Origin of the sequence: Novosphingobium resinovorum (genome assembly GCF_027922145.1) — a bacterium.
Taxonomy (GTDB): domain Bacteria; phylum Pseudomonadota; class Alphaproteobacteria; order Sphingomonadales; family Sphingomonadaceae; genus Novosphingobium; species Novosphingobium resinovorum.
Map to the genome: position 1 here is coordinate 12,194 of NZ_BSFC01000002.1, position 16,920 is coordinate 29,113.

The 16,920-nt window shown below is 66.6% G+C and carries 18 protein-coding genes; 4 read left to right on the forward strand and 14 right to left on the reverse strand.

Annotated features, from left to right (window positions below; translation table 11 throughout):
• Nucleotides 1-124: 124 nt before the first annotated feature.
• Nucleotides 125-982: a pantoate--beta-alanine ligase gene (gene panC / locus PKE80_RS00185; RefSeq protein WP_271180776.1), complete on the reverse strand. Its 858-nt coding sequence runs from the start codon at nt 980-982 to the stop codon at nt 125-127.
• Between the two features lie 131 nt (nt 983-1,113).
• Here panC and PKE80_RS00190 point away from each other — a divergent pair, with 131 nt between their 5' ends.
• Both PKE80_RS00190 and PKE80_RS00195 read left to right on the forward strand, forming a co-directional pair.
• The gene (locus tag PKE80_RS00190) at nt 1,114-1,926 is read left to right on the forward strand and encodes a division plane positioning ATPase MipZ (protein ID WP_271180777.1); all 813 of its coding nucleotides are present in this window, start codon (nt 1,114-1,116) and stop codon (nt 1,924-1,926) included.
• Nucleotides 1,927-1,937: 11 nt separating this feature from the next.
• Nucleotides 1,938-2,222, forward strand: a complete 285-nt coding sequence (locus tag PKE80_RS00195; RefSeq protein WP_271180778.1) for a J domain-containing protein — start codon at nt 1,938-1,940, stop codon at nt 2,220-2,222.
• A 144-nt stretch (nt 2,223-2,366) separates the two neighbouring features.
• Here the strand turns inward: PKE80_RS00195 and PKE80_RS00200 are convergent, their stop codons facing one another.
• The 9 genes from PKE80_RS00200 to PKE80_RS00240 form a co-directional block, all read right to left on the reverse strand.
• The gene (locus PKE80_RS00200; protein ID WP_271180779.1) at nt 2,367-3,116 is read right to left on the reverse strand and encodes an SDR family NAD(P)-dependent oxidoreductase; all 750 of its coding nucleotides are present in this window, start codon (nt 3,114-3,116) and stop codon (nt 2,367-2,369) included.
• 11 nt (nt 3,117-3,127) lie between these two features.
• On the reverse strand, nt 3,128-4,009 hold the full coding sequence (locus PKE80_RS00205) for an aldose 1-epimerase family protein (protein WP_271180780.1): 882 nt from the start codon (nt 4,007-4,009) through the stop codon (nt 3,128-3,130).
• A 130-nt stretch (nt 4,010-4,139) separates the two neighbouring features.
• Nucleotides 4,140-6,530, reverse strand: a complete 2,391-nt coding sequence (gene pheT, locus PKE80_RS00210; protein WP_271180781.1) for a phenylalanine--tRNA ligase subunit beta — start codon at nt 6,528-6,530, stop codon at nt 4,140-4,142.
• A gap of 19 nt (nt 6,531-6,549) precedes the next feature.
• The gene (gene pheS, locus PKE80_RS00215; RefSeq protein ID WP_271180782.1) at nt 6,550-7,638 is read right to left on the reverse strand and encodes a phenylalanine--tRNA ligase subunit alpha; all 1,089 of its coding nucleotides are present in this window, start codon (nt 7,636-7,638) and stop codon (nt 6,550-6,552) included.
• A gap of 56 nt (nt 7,639-7,694) precedes the next feature.
• Nucleotides 7,695-8,027: a GIY-YIG nuclease family protein gene (locus PKE80_RS00220; RefSeq protein WP_036529909.1), complete on the reverse strand. Its 333-nt coding sequence runs from the start codon at nt 8,025-8,027 to the stop codon at nt 7,695-7,697.
• 222 nt (nt 8,028-8,249) lie between these two features.
• The gene (gene rplT / locus PKE80_RS00225; RefSeq protein ID WP_008829612.1) at nt 8,250-8,615 is read right to left on the reverse strand and encodes a 50S ribosomal protein L20; all 366 of its coding nucleotides are present in this window, start codon (nt 8,613-8,615) and stop codon (nt 8,250-8,252) included.
• Nucleotides 8,616-8,628: 13 nt separating this feature from the next.
• The gene (gene rpmI, locus PKE80_RS00230) at nt 8,629-8,832 is read right to left on the reverse strand and encodes a 50S ribosomal protein L35 (protein ID WP_008829613.1); all 204 of its coding nucleotides are present in this window, start codon (nt 8,830-8,832) and stop codon (nt 8,629-8,631) included.
• Between the two features lie 149 nt (nt 8,833-8,981).
• Nucleotides 8,982-9,374, reverse strand: a complete 393-nt coding sequence (locus PKE80_RS00235; protein ID WP_271180783.1) for a gamma-glutamylcyclotransferase family protein — start codon at nt 9,372-9,374, stop codon at nt 8,982-8,984.
• Between the two features lie 3 nt (nt 9,375-9,377).
• Complete coding sequence (locus PKE80_RS00240; protein WP_271180784.1) at nt 9,378-10,178, reverse strand: inositol monophosphatase family protein; 801 nt, start codon at nt 10,176-10,178, stop codon at nt 9,378-9,380.
• A 179-nt stretch (nt 10,179-10,357) separates the two neighbouring features.
• Here PKE80_RS00240 and PKE80_RS00245 point away from each other — a divergent pair, with 179 nt between their 5' ends.
• A complete protein-coding gene (locus PKE80_RS00245) occupies nt 10,358-11,302 on the forward strand; it encodes a helix-turn-helix domain-containing protein (RefSeq protein WP_271180785.1) in 945 nt (314 codons plus the stop codon).
• Between the two features lie 154 nt (nt 11,303-11,456).
• On the opposite strand, the gene PKE80_RS00250 is transcribed toward PKE80_RS00245, so the two are convergent.
• Nucleotides 11,457-12,392, reverse strand: coding sequence for a ribose-phosphate pyrophosphokinase (locus PKE80_RS00250; RefSeq protein WP_008829617.1), 936 nt, complete (start codon nt 12,390-12,392; stop codon nt 11,457-11,459).
• A 507-nt stretch (nt 12,393-12,899) separates the two neighbouring features.
• Nucleotides 12,900-13,880: a class II fructose-bisphosphatase gene (gene glpX / locus PKE80_RS00255; protein ID WP_271180786.1), complete on the reverse strand. Its 981-nt coding sequence runs from the start codon at nt 13,878-13,880 to the stop codon at nt 12,900-12,902.
• A gap of 231 nt (nt 13,881-14,111) precedes the next feature.
• Here glpX and PKE80_RS00260 point away from each other — a divergent pair, with 231 nt between their 5' ends.
• Complete coding sequence (locus PKE80_RS00260; RefSeq protein WP_271180787.1) at nt 14,112-14,399, forward strand: hypothetical protein; 288 nt, start codon at nt 14,112-14,114, stop codon at nt 14,397-14,399.
• Nucleotides 14,400-14,490: 91 nt separating this feature from the next.
• Here PKE80_RS00260 and PKE80_RS00265 read toward each other — a convergent pair whose 3' ends face one another.
• Together PKE80_RS00265 and PKE80_RS00270 are read right to left on the reverse strand one after the other, a co-directional pair.
• Nucleotides 14,491-15,798, reverse strand: coding sequence for a homoserine dehydrogenase (locus tag PKE80_RS00265; protein ID WP_008829620.1), 1,308 nt, complete (start codon nt 15,796-15,798; stop codon nt 14,491-14,493).
• 73 nt (nt 15,799-15,871) lie between these two features.
• Nucleotides 15,872-16,717, reverse strand: coding sequence for a hypothetical protein (locus PKE80_RS00270; protein WP_271180788.1), 846 nt, complete (start codon nt 16,715-16,717; stop codon nt 15,872-15,874).
• Between the last annotated feature and the right edge of the window lie 203 nt (nt 16,718-16,920).

Sequence of the window (16,920 nt, forward strand, 5' to 3'; positions counted from 1 at the left end):
ACCGCCTTCCTGGATCGTCATTGCGAGCGCAGCGAAGCAATCCAGGGCGGTTTACGCGGCCTTGGATTGCTTCGCTGCGCTCGCAATGACGAGGAAGGTGTGACGGATGCTCTGGCGGGCCGGTTCAGGCCGGAGACACGGCCATGTTGTCGATCAGCCGCGCGGGGCCGATCCGTGCCGCCACGATGAGCCGCATCGGCCGGTCCGATCGGGTGGTCAGTGCCGTAAGATCATCCGCATCGCGCAGTTCGGCATAGTCAACCGAGCGGAAGCCACCCGCGACGATTTCGGCCTCCAGCTTGGCGAGGGTTTCCGACACATCCGCCCCGCCTTCGATGGCGGTGATGGCGGTGCACATCGCGGTCGGCAGTGCGACCGCCGCCTTGCGCTCCCCGGCCGAGAGGTAGGCATTGCGCGAGGACATCGCGAGCCCGTCCGCCTCGCGCACGGTCGGCACGCCGAGGATGGAGCCAGCGGCGGGGCGGGTGAGGTCAAGGTCGCGCGCCATCCGGCGGATGACGGCCAGTTGCTGCCAGTCCTTCTCGCCGAACAGGGCCATGTCTGGCATGACCTGGTTGAACAGCTTGCACACCACGGTGGCGACGCCGTCGAAGTGGCCGGGCCGCGACGCGCCGCACAGGCCCTCGCTGACCCCGGCGACAGAGATGTTGGAGGCGAAGCCGGCCGGGTACATCGCCTCGACCGTGGGTGCCCAGAGCAGGTCCACCCCTTCGGCTTCCAGCAGCGCCGAGTCGCGGGCAAGCTGGCGCGGATAGGCGTCGAGATCCTCGTTCGCACCGAACTGGAGCGGGTTGACGAAGATCGATACGACCACGGCCGCGCCCCGGCTTTTCGCCTCGCGCACGAGCGTCAGATGGCCGTCATGCAGTGCGCCCATCGTGGGCACGAGCGCGACCTGACCGGTCTTGCGAAGCTCGGCAACCGCATTGCGCAGTGGATCAAGAGCGTGGACGGTTTGCATTGGGCTTGGCTGCTCCGGTATGATGGGCGCGACCGAAAGGTGCGTTTGGGCCTTAGCCCCGGCGCACCTGCGGGGGCAATGATTTCAACGTCGGGCCGGGCGACCGGTCCCGCGAGCAGGATAACGGTCACGTGACAGCGCATCGCATCGTCTTCGCCAACGAGAAGGGCGGCACCGGCAAGTCCACCACCGCCGTCCATGTCGCCATCGCGCTCGCCTACCAGGGCGCGAATGTCGCCTGCATCGACCTCGACCACCGCCAGCGCACGCTCTACCGCTACCTCGAGAACCGGATCGAGACCGAGCGCAAGCGCGAGATCGCGCTGCCCGGCGCGCGCTTCGCGGTCTACGATGGCGACGACATCGGCGAACTCGACGATCTCGCCGAGCAGATCGCGGAGGGCTACGACTTCCTCGTCTTCGACACGCCCGGCCGCGACGATCCCTTCGCCCGCCACGTGGCGACCACGGCGGACACGCTGGTCACCCCGCTCAACGACAGCTTCGTCGACTTCGATCTTCTCGGTCAGGTCGAGAGCGAGACCTTCAAGGTCAAGCGCCTCTCGTTCTATGCCGAAGTCATGTGGGAGGCGCGCAAGAAGCGCGGGCTCAAGACCATCAACGAAGGCCGCCGCGAACTCGACTGGGTCGTCGTGCGCAACCGCGTCCAGCACGTCGAGGCGCGTAACATGCGGCGCATCGACGGGGCGCTTCAGGAACTGTCCAAGCGCGCGGGCTTCCGCGTCGCGGCGGGCCTGTCCGAGCGCGTCATCTTCCGCGAGCTGTTCCCCTCGGGCCTGACTCTGCTCGACAAGGGATTTCTGGGCGATCTGGGCACCAGCCACCTCGTCGCGCGGCAGGAACTGCGCGGGCTGGTCGCCGGGCTCAACCTGCCGGTGCCGGTACGGCGGGAGTCCGAAACGGCCTTCGCCGCCGCAGGCTGACGGGAAGGCCCATGATCAAGCTGCTCTGGCTGGTCGCGCTCGGCTGCATCGTCTGCCGGATGCTCATCGGCCGCTGGCCCTGGGAAAAGAAGCGCAAGGTCGCGGGGCCGTCCTTCGAGACGGCGCAGGCGCGGGCGCTGCTGGGCGTGGACGCGGGCGCCGACCGGCGCGAGATCGTCGAGGCGCACCGCCGCCGCATCGCGCTGGTGCACCCCGACAAGGGCGGCAGCTCCGAGCAGGTGCACGAGGCGAATGCCGCGCGCGACGTGCTGCTGGCGGTGCTGCCTGCGGATTAGAATGCCATCGTCTTTGGCTGAAACACCATTCGTCATCCCCGCGAAGGCGGGGACCCATCTGATGATGGTTCAATCTGCCACGTCAGGAGATGGGTTCCCGCCTTCGCGGGACTGACGGCGATAAAATTACGAGGCGAGCACGCTTTAATTTTCCCGCGCGATCTGGAAGCCCGCGAACGACTGGTTCACCGGCATCAGTTCCAGCGTGTTGATGTTGACGTGCGCGGGCAGGGTGGCGACCCAGAGCACGGTCTCGGCGATGTCCTCGCCGGTCATCGGGTTGACGCCTGCGTAGAACGTGTCGGACGCGGCCTGATCGCCGCCGTTGCGAACCACGGTGAACTCGGTTTCCACCATGCCGGGCTCGATCGAGGTCACGCGCACGCCGGTGCCGCTCAGATCCGAGCGCAGGCCGAGCGCGAACTGGCGCACGAAGGCTTTGGTGCCGCCGTACACGTTGCCGCCGGTGTAGGGATACGTCGCCGCGACCGAGGACAGCATCACGATCCCACCCTTGCGCGCGATCAGGCCCGGCAGCAGCTTGTGCGTCAGCGAGACCAGGCTGACGACGTTGGTGTCGATCATCGTCTTCCAGTTGGCGAGGTCGGCTGCCTGCGCGGGCGCCGCGCCCAGCGCGAGACCCGCGTTGTTCACGAGGCAGTCGATCGCGGCGAAATCGGCCGGAAGCGCATCGAGCGCGGCGTCGCGGGCGGCTTCGTCACGCACGTCGAAGACGGCGGCGTGGAAGCGGTCGGCACCCAGTTCGTCCGTCAGCGCCTGAAGCCGCTCGGCGCGGCGGCCGGTGCCGATCACGCGCCATCCGGCCTTCACGAAAGCGCGCGCGCAGGCTTCGCCGATACCGGAAGTGGCGCCGGTTACAAGTACGGTCTTCATGGGGGATTCCTTCAATCTGCGGAGAGGACGGTGACGTCCATGCGGAAGCTGCGCGCCTCTCCGGGCGCCAGCGTGATCACGCCCGGCTTTTCGCGGAAATCGCCGGCAAAGCCAAGGGGGTCGGCATGGCCCTGCCACGGTTCGATGCACAAGTAAGCCGCGCCGGGCTTCTGCCAGATGCCCAGCATCGGGGTGTCCGGAAAGGCGATGGCGAGCTGTGTCCCGCCCGGTGCGCCGTATGTGAGCGCGCGGCTGGAGAGGCGGTCCCAGATCACCGCGTCCTCCTCGAACAGCGCGGCGTCCAGCGGCAGGATATGGCCCTCGACCGGCGATGCCACAGGCTCGGGCAACAGGAGTCCGCTGGGACCGTCGATGCGGCGGATCGGCTGGGGTTCGGGCTGTTCGAAGGCGACCACGTGGTCGGCCTTGGTGGCGCCTCCCGGCAGCGGCCAGGCGAAGCCGGGGTGGAAGCCCAGGCTGAATGGCAACGGGGCATCGCCGGCGTTGAGCACCCGCGCCTCGGTGAACAGGGCTGTGCCTTCCAGTCGGAACGCCATCTCCAGCATGAAGGCGAACGGATAGACCGCGCGCGTTTCAGGACTGTCGGTCAGGCGGAAAAGCGCACGATCGGTGCCCGCTTCCAAGACCTCGAACACCGACTTGCGCGCGAAGCCGTGCCGGGGCAGGGCGTATTCCTCGCCGTCCAGCCGGTAGGTGTCGCCGTTCAAGGCCCCGACGATCGGGAACAGCAGCGGCGCGTGGCCGGTCCAGAACGCCGGGTCGGCATCGGTCATGTATTCGCGGCCGAAACTGTCGGTCAGCGACCAGAGTTCGGCGCCGAGCGGGTTGATCCGGGCGGTGAGATCGCCGGAGGAGATGGTCACGAAGTCCACGTCAGTCCCCTTGTCGTACTTCCCACCTGAGCCAGTTTATGCGGCCGGGGCTTCGACAAGCTCAGCCTGAGCGGGCTTGGGAGGTTTTACCCTGCCTCCGCTCACCCTGAGCTTGTCGAAGGGTCTTGCATCACCCCCGCAGCACCGCGCCCAGCTTGGCGGCGGCGGCGGTCACCTTTTCGCTGATCGCCTTGAGGTCGGCTTCCTTGTAACTGGCCTCGACCGGCTGGAGCGTGACTTCGAGCGCGAGCGACTTCTGCCCCTCGGGCACGCCGTTGCCACGGAAGTCGTCGAACAGGCGCACCGCGACGATGTTGGCCTTGTCCGCGCCCTGCACCAGCCGCACGAGATCGCCCGAGGGCAGCTCTGCGGGCACGAGGAACGCATAGTCGCGCGTCACCGCCTGCAGCGCCGGGGGCGCGTAGGAGACGCGGGCGAAGCCGGGCGTGCCCTTCTTGCCGGGAATGGCGTCGAGGAACAGTTCGGCGACCGCCACCGGGCCATCGACGTCGAACTGCTTCGCCGTCTTCGGGTGCAGCATGCCGAAGCGCGCCAGCACCGTCTTGGGGCCGAGGCGCAGCGTCGCCGACTGGCCGGGGTGGAACTGGGGACCAGCTTCGCCCATGACCTGCAGCTTGTCGACCGGGGCGCCAGCCTCGGCCAGCAGCGCCAGCACTTCGGCCTTGGCATCGTAGGCGTCGAACGCCGTCGCCTTGCCGGTCGCCCAGCCGCGCGTGGTCTTCTCGCCCGCGAGGACGACGCCCAGCGTCAGCCGTTCATCGCTCGCCCCGCCGGCACCGCGCAGATAGCGGCGGCCGATCTCGAACAGGCGCAGCGAGGCCGCGCCGCGATCGAGGTTGCGCTTCGCCGCCATCAGCAGGCCCGGCAGCAGCGAGGGGCGCATGGCCTTCATGTCCTCGCTGATCGGATTGGCGAGCACCCACAGCGGACCTTCGGCGAAAGCCTCGGCGGCGGGCTCGGGCAGGAACGACCAGGTGACGGCTTCCTGAAGCCCGCGCGCCGCAGCGGCGCGGCGCACGCGCCGTTCCAGTGCCTGCGCCGGGGTGGCGGTGGGCTTGGCGACGCCGTCGGCGCGCGGCAGCGGCACGCTCTCGACCTTGTCGAGGCCGTGGATGCGCACGACTTCCTCGACGATGTCAGGCGCGCCATCGACGTCAGGACGCCAGCCGGGGACGGTGACGGCCCAGTCGTCAGCCTCCACCACCGAGAAGCCGAGGCTTTCGAGGATGCGCTGTTGTTCGCCGGGGGTGACGGTGACGCCGCCCAGCTTCTCGACCAGCGAGGGCGCGAAGTGGACGATCTTGGGCGTGCCCGGAGCAGCGCCCGCGCGCACGATCTCGGACACTTCGCCGCCGCACAGCTCGACGATCAGGTTCGTCAGCAGCGCAAGGCCGGTGTCGAGGAACTGCGGGTCGATCCCGCGCTCGAACCGCCCGCGCGCGTCTGACGTGAGGTTGAGCTTGCGGCCCGTCTTGGCGATACGCTCGGGATCGAAGTAGGCGATTTCGAGCAGGACGTCGGTGGTGGCATCGCCACAGCCCGAGTGCTGGCCGCCCATGATGCCTGCGATGTCGTGGACGCCACTGCCGTCGGCGATCACGGTCATTTCGGCGTCGAGGGTGTAGGTCTTCTCGTTCAGCGCCTCGACCGTCTCGCCGTCCTTCGCGCGGCGGGCGACGACGGCGCCGGTCAGCTTGGCGAGGTCATAGGCGTGGGCCGGGCGGCCATACGTGAGCATCACGTAGTTGGTCGCATCGACCAGCGCCGAGATCGGGCGCTGACCCGCAGACTTGAGCGCATCCTGCAGCCACTGCGGCGAGGGGCCGTTCCGCACGCCCTTGATGACGCGGCCGTAGAAGGCCGGGCAGCCCTCGGCATCATCGGTGCGCACCTCGACCGGGCAGGGGAAGGTGCCTGCGGCCTCGGGCGCGACGATCGGCTTCAGCGTGCCGAGGCCCGCTGCCGCGAGATCGCGGGCGATGCCGTAGACGCCCATGCAGTCCGGGCGGTTCGGCGTGATCGACACGTCGATGACCGGATCGGCGCCGTGATACTGCGCGAAGGGCGTGCCGACGGGCGCATCCTCGGGCAGTTCGATGATGCCATCGTGGTCCTCGCCCAGCTCCAGCTCGCGGGTGGAGCACATCATGCCGTTCGATTCGACGCCGCGCACGGCGGCAACCTTGAGGGCCATGCCGTTCACCGGCACCACCGCGCCCGGCAGGCCGAGCACGCCGACCAGCCCTGCGCGCGCATTGGGCGCACCGCAGACCACGGTGAGCACCTTGTCGCCGGTGTCGACGGTCAGCACCTGCAGCTTGTCCGCCTGCGGGTGCTTTTCAGCCGTGAGCACCTTCGCCACGCGGAAGCCTTCCAGCTTCGCGGCAGGGTCTTCGATGCCTTCGACCTCAAGGCCGATGGCGTTGAGGGTGGCGGCGATCTGCTCGATCGACGCATCGGTTTCGAGGTACGTCTTGAGCCAGGAGAGCGAGAACTTCATTGTCTAAATCCTTCCCGCCTTATGCCGGCGTACCGACGCCGCCCGAAAGGGTCGGCACGTCGAGGGCGGAGAAACCGTAGTGGGAGAGCCAGCGCACATCGCCGTCGAAGAAGGCGCGCAGGTCGTCCATCCCGTACTTGAGCATGGCAAGGCGATCGACGCCGATGCCGAAGGCGAAGCCCTGCCATTCGTCGGGGTCGATGCCGCCCGCCGCGATGACGCGGCGGTTGACCATGCCTGACCCCAGCACTTCCATCCAGGCGTGCCCCGGCGCATCGCCCGAACCGCCGACCACGCGGCGTCCGCCCTGGCTGGAATAGCCCACGTCCACCTCGATCGAGGGTTCGGTGAAGGGGAAGTAGCTGGGGCGCAGGCGCAGGACGATGTCGTCCCGCTCGAAGAAGGCCTTGAGGAAGGCTTCCAGCGTCCACTTCAGGTGGCCGAGGTGGATGCCCTTGTCGATGACGAGGCCCTCGATCTGGTGGAACATCGGGGTGTGCGTGGCGTCGCTGTCCGAACGGTAGACGCGGCCCGGCGCGATGATGCGGATGGGCGCGCCCTGCTGGATCATCGAGCGGATCTGCACCGGCGAGGTATGCGTGCGCAGCAGCATCTCGCGGCCGTCGTCATTACGGTCCGGGAAATAGAAGGTGTCATGCATCGCGCGCGCCGGGTGGCTTTCGGGCATGTTGAGCGCGGTGAAGTTGTGCCAGTCGTCCTCGATCTCCGGCCCGGTGGCGACCGCGAAGCCGAGGTCGGCGAAGACTTCGGCCAGCTCGTCCATCACCTGCGAGACCGGGTGGACGGCGCCGCGCGGAGTGGCGGGCGCAGGGAGCGATAGGTCGATCGTCTCGGCCGCAAGGCGCGCGTCGAGCGCGGCGGTTTCGAGGGTTTCCTTGCGGGCGGTGATGGCGGCGTTGGCGTCGCGCTGGTAGCCGTTGAACAACGGCCCCATCTCGCGCCGCTCCTCGGGCGACATGCCGCCCAGACGCTTCATCAGCCCGGTGATCTCGCCCGCCTTGCCCAGATACTGAATGCGCAGCGCTTCGAGAGCCTCGAGCGTTTCGGCACCTTCGATCGCCGAGATCACCTGATCAAAATCGAGCACGATACTAAACCCCAAAAACTCGTCATTCCCGCGAAGGCGCGAACCCATCTGATGCCCTATCCCCTGACGATCCGGGGCGGTGGCAGCGGCACGAAGCCGAAATCCACCGCAAGGTCGCGCCAATCGGGATTGGCCTGTTCGATCAGGGCGAGTTTCCACGCCCTGTTCCACGTCTTGATCCGCTTCTCGCGCAGGATCGCGCTTTCAATCGTCGCGTGCCGCTCGAACCAGACCAGTCGATGCACGCCGTAGTCGCTCGTGAACCCTTCGATCAAGCCCTCGCGGTGCTGATGGAGGCGACGAAGCAGATTCGATGTGACTCCGACATAGAGCGTACCGTTGCGATGTGACGCGAGGAGGTACGTGCATGGATCGAAGGTTTCGCGCATCGGAGGGGCCACCAGCTGGGTTCCCGCCTTCGCGGGAATGACTGGGAAGAGTGATGCAGCGGAATCGCTTCAATCGGCAGTTAACACCCTGTCGTCATTCCCGCGCAGGCAGGAACCCAGCTGGTGCGCTATCCCAACACGCGAAAAGGGCGCGGACGGCACATGCCATCCACGCCCTTTGAAATCGCGCGATGAAGCTGAGGAGCTTTACGCGTCGGTGGCTTACGCCGCCGCGGGCAGAGCTGCCTTCGCCTGCGCGATGACGGTGCTGAACACGCCGCCTTCGTTCATGGCGAGGTCGGCCATCGTCTTGCGGTCCAGTTCGATCCCGGCGAGCTTCACGCCATGGATGAACTGCGAGTAGGTCAGGCCTTCAGCGCGGACGGCCGCGTTGATGCGCTGGATCCAGAGAGCGCGGAAGGTGCGCTTCTTGATCTTGCGGTCGCGGTACGCGTACTGGCCGGCCTTTTCGACGGCCTGGCGTGCGACGCGGATGGTGTTCTTGCGGCGACCACGATAGCCCTTGGCCTGGTCCAGAATCCGCTTGTGCTTTGCGCGGGTGGTGACACCCCTCTTGATACGGCTCATTCGTCAGTACTCCTCAGTTGAGCCCGTAGGGCGCCCACTTCTTGATGACCTTGGCATCGGCGTCGGAAATGACTTCGGTGCCGCGGTTCTGGCGGATGTACTTGCCGTTATGGCTCATGAGGCGGTGGCGCTTGCCGGCTACGCCGTGCTTCACCTTGCCGGTGGCGGTGAGCTTGAAGCGCTTCTTCACGCCGCTCTTGGTCTTCAGCTTGGGCATTTTCGTCTCCTTTGATCGGGACACGTCCCGCCGGCCTTGGCAGCCCTTTTCGCCAGGCCGACCCGCGAATCTCCCCAGGGGCAGACTCGACCGTGTCGATTGAAGGACGCGCCCTTAGTGGCTGGATGCAGGAAAGGCAAGCGCGCGGTTCACGAGTAAGCCATGCCGCGAACGCTGCGCAGCCATTCTGGGAAGTCCGGCCCGATCGCCCGGCCCTGCGGCAATCGCCCGCGCCATACATAGACCTGTGCGCTGACCCGCCCTGCGCCGGTACGAACCGGAAGCGCCACCCGCCGGTACTCCCGCCCTTCGTACCGGTCGAGCCGCGCCAGATCGCCGGGTCGCAGCTGCAGTTCGCAAAGCATGCCCCGCACCCGGCCTGTGCCCGGCATCAGCGCCGGATACCAGCCTTGCGCGTCCGGGACCGCGTAAAGCCGCCCCGGCACCTCGCCCGGCTCGGCCACGACCAGCCGCGCTGCGATCCACCGCGCCATCGGCGTATCCGCATCTGGGCGAAGGGTGCCGTAGAAGAACAGCCTCAAGGGTCAGTCGTGGTGATGGCCGTGATGATGGCAGGCCATCGCCTCGATCACGTCTTCCAGCCGCGCGGGGTCGCCGATCGCCAGCACCTCGCCGCCGGACTGAGCGTGAAGGGGCTCGCCGTTCCAGTCGCACATGATGCCGCCCGCGCCCTCGACGATGGGGACCAGCGCGGCCCAGTCGTGCAGCTTGAGCCCCGCCTCGCAGACGAGGTCGATGTGGCCGCTCGCCAGCAGGCCGTAGTTGTAGCAGTCACCGCCGAACATCATGCGCTTGTGGTCGGTCCTGGCCGCCAGCGCCATGAAGTGGGCGCCCTGATGGTCGTCGAAGTACTGCGGGCCGGTCGTCGCCAGCATCATGTCGGAGAGTTCGCGGCAGGGACGAGTGCGCACTTCGCTGCGATTGAAGGTGGTGGCGTGGCCGCTGGCGCCGACCCAGCGCTCGTTCAGGATGGGTTGGTCGATGATCCCCAGTACCGGCCAGCCGTCGACCAGCAGCGCGATCAGCGTGCCGAAGGTCGCGCGACCGCCCATGAACGAGATGGTGCCGTCGATCGGGTCGAGCACCCAGGTGCGGTTCGAGCCGCGTTCCTCGGTGCCGAATTCCTCGCCGATGATCGAATCGCGCGGCACTTCGGCCTTGAGGATGCGGCGCATGGCTTCTTCTGCCGCCCGGTCGGCCACGGTGACGGGCGAGGCGTCGGACTTGCGGTCGGCGGCGAGGCCGGTGCGGAAGTGGGGGCGAATAGCTTCGCCCGCCGCATCGGCAAGGCGGAGCGCGAGGGCGATGTCGTGGTCGAGTTTCATGCCGCCTGCTCTGCCTTCCGGATGGTGATCCGGTCAAGTTCCTTGGGTCAGGGGTATCCGGGGGGCATTACCTGCAAGAAAATACTAGGAATCTAACAGCCCTTGTAGATTTTCTCGCATTGCTCCCAAGCCATTGCGCAATTATCGCTTTTCAAGGGCATCTTTAAAACAGGGTAACCATGCAACGCAGGAACCGTCCTGCGGTCGATCCCTCGATTGCGCCGCAGCAAGGCATCACACGTGACGGGCAACCCCTGTCCTACAACCGCGCGCCTGCGCCCGATCTGGCACCCTGGCTGGGCCGCCTCTATGTCACGAAAGTCGATCTGCCCAAGGATTACACGGTGTCCTGCGGACTGTTCAACGACACCGCCTGCGTGCGCGTGCAAATGGCGGGGGACTGGGCGGCGCAGACCGCAGAAGGACCTGTTACCACCCGGCGCGGGGCATTCTATTTCGGTCCTCATTCGCGGCGCATGCCGATTTCGGTAACGGGCAGTTTCGTCAGCGTCGGGTATGTCATCCGTCCCGGGACGGGCACCTCGCTGAAATTGCCGCGCGTGGGAGAGTTTCTCGACAGGGTCGTTCCTACCGACGTGATGACCGCGCCTTCGGATGACTTCCTGCAGGTGCTGGACCCCGGTGCGACGCCGGAGGAATGGCTGCAGTCGATCGAGGGGCTGGTTCGCCGGCAGGTCGAAAGGCTGGGCGGGGCGGAGCCTGACCCCGTCACCGCGCAGTTCGAAGAGATCAGCCTGCGCGATCCGGGCATCTCGGTCAGCGATGCGGCGGCCGAATGTGGGGTCGATCGCCGCAAGCTTGAGCGCGTGGTCAGCCGCGATTTCGGCTTGCCGCCCAAGCAGGTGCTGCGCCGCGCCCGCGCGCTCGACATGGCGAGCCACCTGCGCGGCGTAGCCGATTCGCGCGAGGGAGATGAGATCGCTCTGCGCTATTACGACGAGAGTCATCTTATCCATGAGTTCACCGAACTGTTCGGTATGTCGCCGCGCCAGTTCGTCACGCGCCCGCAGCCGATCCTGACGCTGGCGCTCGAATCGCGTCAGGCGCGGCGTCTGGAAGCGCTGCGCCGGATCGAGCCGGGACAGGCGCGGCCCTGGGAGTAGAGATAATTGTCGCCCACCCCGTCCGGCTAAGCCCTCCGGGCCAAGCCTCCCGGACCTCCCCCTTCGACAGGCTCAGGATAAGCGGGAGGGCAAGCAAACGGTCTCATTCCCCTCCCGCTTGCGGGAGGGGGCAGGGGTGGTTCTTAGCGACAGCTCAGTCGAACAGGCTCGACACCGAGCTTTCGTCGGCGATGCGGCGGATCGCCTCGCCAAGCAGCGGGGCGATCGGCAGGATACGAATCTTGTCGGAGGCCTTGGCGGCTTCGGTCGGCATGATCGAATCGGTGATGACCAGTTCCTTGAGCGCGGAATTGGTCACGCGGCTCACCGCTGCGCCCGACAGGACGCCGTGGGTGATGTAGGCAGTGACGCTGGCGGCGCCTTCGTCCATCAGCGCCTGCGCGGCGTTGCACAGGGTGCCGCCCGAATCGATGATATCATCGATCAGGATGCAGGCGCGGCCCTTCACATCACCGATGATGTTCATGACTTCCGACTGGCCCGGCTTGTCGCGGCGCTTGTCGACGATCGAGAGCGGCGCGTTGTCGAGGCGCTTGGCCAGTGCGCGGGCACGGACCACGCCGCCGACGTCGGGCGAGACCACCATCAACGACTGATCGCCGTAGCGGGCCTGGATGTCGGCCGCCATGACGGGCGCGGCGAACAGGTTGTCGGTGGGGATGTCGAAGAAGCCTTGGATCTGCCCGGCGTGCAGATCGACCGAGAGCACGCGGTCGGCGCCGGCTTCGGTCAGCAGGTTAGCCACCAGCTTGGCCGAGATCGGGGTGCGCGGGCCGGGCTTGCGGTCCTGGCGGGCGTAGCCGAAGTAGGGGACGACCGCAGTGATGCGCTTGGCCGAGGCGCGGCGCAGCGCGTCGATGCAGATCAGCAGCTCCATCAGGTTGTCGTTGACGGGGTAGCTGGTCGGCTGGACCACGAAGACGTCCTCGCCGCGGACGTTCTCGTGGATTTCCACGAAGATTTCCTCATCCGCGAAGCGGCGGACGGCGGCGTCGGTGAGCGGCAGTTCGAGATACCCTGCGATCGCGCGTGCGAGCGGCAGGTTGCTGTTGCCGGACATGATCTTCATTTGCGAATCCCCGTGACGGTTCCTGGCGGTCGGTCGTTGGGACCGGCCCTGTACCCGGGTGTCGCGGGATTGCAATAGTCGGCGGCCGATTGTCACCGCATCGGCCCGATTTGAGGCATGGTTGCGGGGTGAGGGGGGCTGGGATGACGATGGTGTTTAAATGAAGACTTTAGGTAGGAAGTGGCCGTTTTATCCTCCCTGTTCCGCAGGAATGGGGAGGTGGCAGCCCGCAGGGCTGACGGAGGGGTTCCCCCCTCCACCACCGACTGCGTCGGCGGTCCCCCTCCCCATCGCTGCGCGACAGGGAGGATCAGGCAATGTCCGCAATGGGGCGCTTTTCGAAGGCCCGCTTTCCTACACGCGGCGCGCTCCGGTACATTGCGCTCATGCCCCGTCCGCCGCTCACCTTCCGTCACAAGGTTACACCACAAGGTGACACTTCACCCTCACAAGGTGACACCTTTCCCCTCTGGACCGTGTAAACCGTGTAAACCCTGTCACCTTACGTCAGATCCGATGCTCGCCCCTGATCCAGCGCACGGTGCCGGAACTGGCGCGCATGACCACACTTTCGGTGGTCATGATGCCGCCTTTGCGACGCTTCACCCCGTCGAGCAGCGAGCCGCTGGTAACGCCGGTCGCCGCGAAGATGCAGTCGCCCTTGGCCAGCTCTTCCAGCTTGTAGATCTTGTCGAGGTCCTTGATGCCCCATTTTCGGGCGCGCGAGCGCTCGTCGTCGTTGCGGAACAGCAGGCGGCCGTTGAACTGTCCGCCGACGCAGCGCAGCGCCGCAGCAGCCAGCACGCCCTCGGGCGCGCCGCCCGAGCCCATGTAGAGGTCGATGGTGGTGTCCTCGTCGGTCACCGCGATGACGCCCGCGACGTCGCCGTCGCCAATCAGCACGACACCGCAGCCGATCTCGCGCAGTTCGGCGATCAGCGCCTCGTGGCGGGGGCGGTCGAGCACGCAGACGATGATGTCCGAAGGCTTCACGCCCTTGGCCGCCGCCACCGCTTCGACGTTCTGGGTCGGGGTCTTCTTGAGGTCGATCACGCCGTCCGGATAGCCGGGGCCGACCGCGATCTTTTCCATGTAGACGTCGGGCGCGTTGAGCAGGCCGCCTTCCTCCGCCGCCGCCAGCACCGCCAGCGAGTTCGGTCCGGCCTTGGCGGTGATGGTGGTGCCTTCGAGTGGATCGAGCGCGATGTCGATCTTCGGACCCTTGCCCGGAGCGCCGCCGACCTTCTCGCCGATGAACAGCATGGGGGCCTCGTCGCGCTCTCCCTCGCCGATCACGACCGTCCCGTCGATGTACAGGCCGTCAAAGGCCTTGCGCATTGCCTCGACTGCGGCATGATCGGCCGCCTTCTCGTCTCCGCGCCCGATGAGGGTCGACGCGGCGATGGCGGCAGCCTCGGTGACGCGCACCATTTCGAGGACCAGAACGCGATCAAGCACATGACTAGCGGGGGTAGTGTTTTCGGACATGTTCACTCCGGATTAATCCAGGGAGGCAAGATTTTCATCGATTAGACAGAGGACTTTGAATTGTCGAGAAGCTGGATATACCCTTTCGCAATCGCAATAATCGCTCCCGTCCCGGCGATTGCTCAAACTGCTTCCGGCGCTTCTGCCGAAGACCGTGCGATCGCCGAAAAGATGCTTGGAACAGGCGGCCGGATCACGAAGGATACTTCGCGCAACGCCTGTCTGCGAACCATGAAACAGGGCGAGATCGTGGTCTGTGCGCCGACGCCGGACCAGTACCGCGTCCCTTCCACCGGAGACGACGACCCGACCGGCGTGGGCGCCAACGATGGGCGGCCGCGCACGCCGGACGTTTCGGGCAACGGCATCTTCAAGGGCAAGGCGACGATGAGCGGCTTATGCATGATCCCGCCGTGCCCGCCCGAGCAGCCCTATATCATCGACTTGTCGACGATACCGGAAGCTCCTGCGGGTTCGGACGCCGACAAGATCGCCAAGGGCGAACTGCGCGCGCCATGAAGGCGGCGTCCCGGAGTGGCGGCTCCGGGAGTGCTCAGGAATAGAACGTACAGGAAGAATGCCTCCGAAGAGGCATCCCCCCCGGGCCATCTCAGGCCCCGATGATCTGCATCACCAGCGGCTTCGCGGTCAGGCTGTCCGACCCGTCGAGAATGCGCATCGCCTCGGTGACGGCGCTCTCCGGCCCCGGATGCGTGACGACCGCCAGGATGACCTCGCCGTCCTGATCGGGATCGCCCTTCTGGATCAGGCTCTCGATCGAGACGCCCGCATCGCGCATGGCGGCGGTGATGTCGGCCAGCACGCCCGGGCGGTCCGGCACGGTGAAGCGGATGTAGGAACTGCCGACGCGGTGCCCGGATTCCGCCGGTTCCATCGCTTCCAGTTCGCCCGCGGGCATCGAGAATGCCGCGCCCTTTTCACCGCGCGCGATGTCGATGATGTCGGCAACGACCGCGCTAGCGGTTGGGCCGTCTCCGGCGCCTGCGCCCTGGAACAGCAGGCGGCCCATGAAGTTGCCTTCGGCCACGACCGCGTTGGTCGCCCCGTCGACATGGGCGAGCGGGTGGTCGATCGGCACCAGGTGCGGACGCACGCGCTGGAACAGCCGGGGAGTGCCGCTCGCAAGATCGACACCGGCCATGCCGAGCAGGCGGATGACGTAGCCGAGCGAGCGGGCCTGCTCGATGTCGGCGGCCTTGACGCGGCTGATGCCCATCGTCTCCACCGCGTCGAAGCGAAGCTGCGAACCGAAGGCGATGGCGGCGAGGATCGACAGCTTGTGCGCGGCGTCGATGCCCTCAATGTCGAAGGTCGGATCGGCCTCGGCATAGCCAAGCCGCTGCGCTTCGGCGAGAACGTCGCCGAAGTCCGCGCCGGTGTCCTCCATGGTCGAGAGGATGTAGTTGCAGGTGCCGTTGAGGATGCCGTAGACGCGCTCGATGGCGTTGGCGGCGGCGCCTTCGGACAGGCCCTTGATGACCGGGATGCCGCCCGCGACGGCCGCCTCGAACTTGAGCGCGACGCCCTTCGCCTCGGCGGCGGCGGCCAGTTCCAGCCCGTGATGCGCGATCATCGCCTTGTTGGCGGTGACGAGGCTCTTGCCCCCCGCAATCGAGTTGCGGGCGAGGGCGAGGGCCGGGCCGTCCGAGCCGCCGACCATCTCCACCACCACATCGACGTCGCCCCGCGCGGCGAGGGCGGCGGTATCGTCCACCCAGTCGTAGCGCGAAAGGTCGACGCCGCGATCCTTGGTGCGGTCGCGCGCGCTGACGGCGGCGATGCGGATCGGACGGCGAGCGCGGCGGGCGATCAGCTCCGCATTGGTCTCGATGAGACGGACGACGCCGGTGCCGACGGTTCCCAGTCCGGCAAGCGCGATATTCAGCGGTTCGGCCATGCTAGCTCCTTGTTCGGGAGCGCGCACTAAGGCAGGCGGGCGTCAAATTCCAGCACGAACGCCTATCGCGGTGTCACTTAAGTGTCCGCGTGCAGGGTCCGAGCTGGCTCAGGACCATGCGGTAGTCCGCAAGAGCCTGCTGCTGTTCGGCGAAGCTGCCCGAGACATTGGCGCCGGCAGGCGGTGTTCGGGGCAGGAAGCAGGCGAGACGATACCACTCGAGCGTGTCCGGCTCCGGCGGGTGCCCGAGGTCGGCGACAAGCTCGGAGAACGAAACACCCCAGGCCGGGGCCTGTCCTTGTTCGTGCTTCACCGTGATCGAGGCGGCCGAATTGTCGTGGGTGTTGAGGAAGATCTGGGTCTCCCCCTGTCCCGCGAGATTGCCGGGAACGAAAAGCATCTCGCGCACGCCGGTGATCTTCGCGGGGGCATCGGGCGCGACGAGGGCCTGGAGAATTGAACGGAGCCGTGCCTCGCGCGCAGGCGTGGAAATCTGCTGTGCGGTCGGCCAGACGAGTTGAAGTTCGCCGGGACGGCCCGGCACGGCGCGTGCGAACAGGAACACGACCTGCTTCTTCAGCTTGGGCGCCTTGCCTTTGCCGTCGAGCGGGAGGTCGACGAGGTAGGTGACCGATTCGCCGAGCGGCGCCTTGCCCACCAGCAGAGCTCTGGTGCGGGCCTCTATATAGAAGCGTCCATGTCCCGGAGTGAGACCGCGAGCCCGTTCATTATCGATGCGGGTCATTTTAACGATCTGGGCCTGGACCACCAGACCTGCCGAATCAGCTAGGTCGGCGATGTCGGCATAAGTGACTTCACCGGGCGTCTCGAGCGGCCCCTGAGCGCTCGCCGCAGGGGGCGCGAATGCGAGATAGGCACACGCCAGGGCCGCTGCAAGGGGGCGCGAAATCAGTGGCATGGACGATAATCTCCGTGGAAATGCGATGGCTTATAGTCAATGAGTGCGGACAACTCAAAATTGGACTGGATCAATTTGAGCTAACCGGGCATGAATCGTGCGTTAACCCCCGCTGGGCCGATAAGGCGTTGCGCGGGGTGGGCTTCAACGTTAAGAAGCCTGCAAAATGGGGCAAAAACAGCAAAAGCTCCTCGGTTCGCCTC

Coding starts and splice junctions, on each gene's coding strand:
- rpmI (WP_008829613.1), bottom strand. CDS start 8,832: ATGCCCAAGCTGAAGACCAAGAGCGGCGTGAAGAAGCGCTTCAAGCTC.
- panC (WP_271180776.1), bottom strand. CDS start 982: ATGCAAACCGTCCACGCTCTTGATCCACTGCGCAATGCGGTTGCCGAG.
- PKE80_RS00245 (WP_271180785.1), top strand. CDS start 10,358: ATGCAACGCAGGAACCGTCCTGCGGTCGATCCCTCGATTGCGCCGCAG.
- PKE80_RS00200 (WP_271180779.1), bottom strand. CDS start 3,116: ATGAAGACCGTACTTGTAACCGGCGCCACTTCCGGTATCGGCGAAGCC.
- rplT (WP_008829612.1), bottom strand. CDS start 8,615: ATGAGCCGTATCAAGAGGGGTGTCACCACCCGCGCAAAGCACAAGCGG.
- PKE80_RS00265 (WP_008829620.1), bottom strand. CDS start 15,798: ATGGCCGAACCGCTGAATATCGCGCTTGCCGGACTGGGAACCGTCGGC.
- PKE80_RS00195 (WP_271180778.1), top strand. CDS start 1,938: ATGATCAAGCTGCTCTGGCTGGTCGCGCTCGGCTGCATCGTCTGCCGG.
- PKE80_RS00260 (WP_271180787.1), top strand. CDS start 14,112: ATGAAACAGGGCGAGATCGTGGTCTGTGCGCCGACGCCGGACCAGTAC.
- glpX (WP_271180786.1), bottom strand. CDS start 13,880: ATGTCCGAAAACACTACCCCCGCTAGTCATGTGCTTGATCGCGTTCTG.
- PKE80_RS00240 (WP_271180784.1), bottom strand. CDS start 10,178: ATGAAACTCGACCACGACATCGCCCTCGCGCTCCGCCTTGCCGATGCG.
- PKE80_RS00270 (WP_271180788.1), bottom strand. CDS start 16,717: ATGCCACTGATTTCGCGCCCCCTTGCAGCGGCCCTGGCGTGTGCCTAT.
- PKE80_RS00220 (WP_036529909.1), bottom strand. CDS start 8,027: ATGCGCGAAACCTTCGATCCATGCACGTACCTCCTCGCGTCACATCGC.
- pheT (WP_271180781.1), bottom strand. CDS start 6,530: ATGAAGTTCTCGCTCTCCTGGCTCAAGACGTACCTCGAAACCGATGCG.
- PKE80_RS00250 (WP_008829617.1), bottom strand. CDS start 12,392: ATGAAGATCATGTCCGGCAACAGCAACCTGCCGCTCGCACGCGCGATC.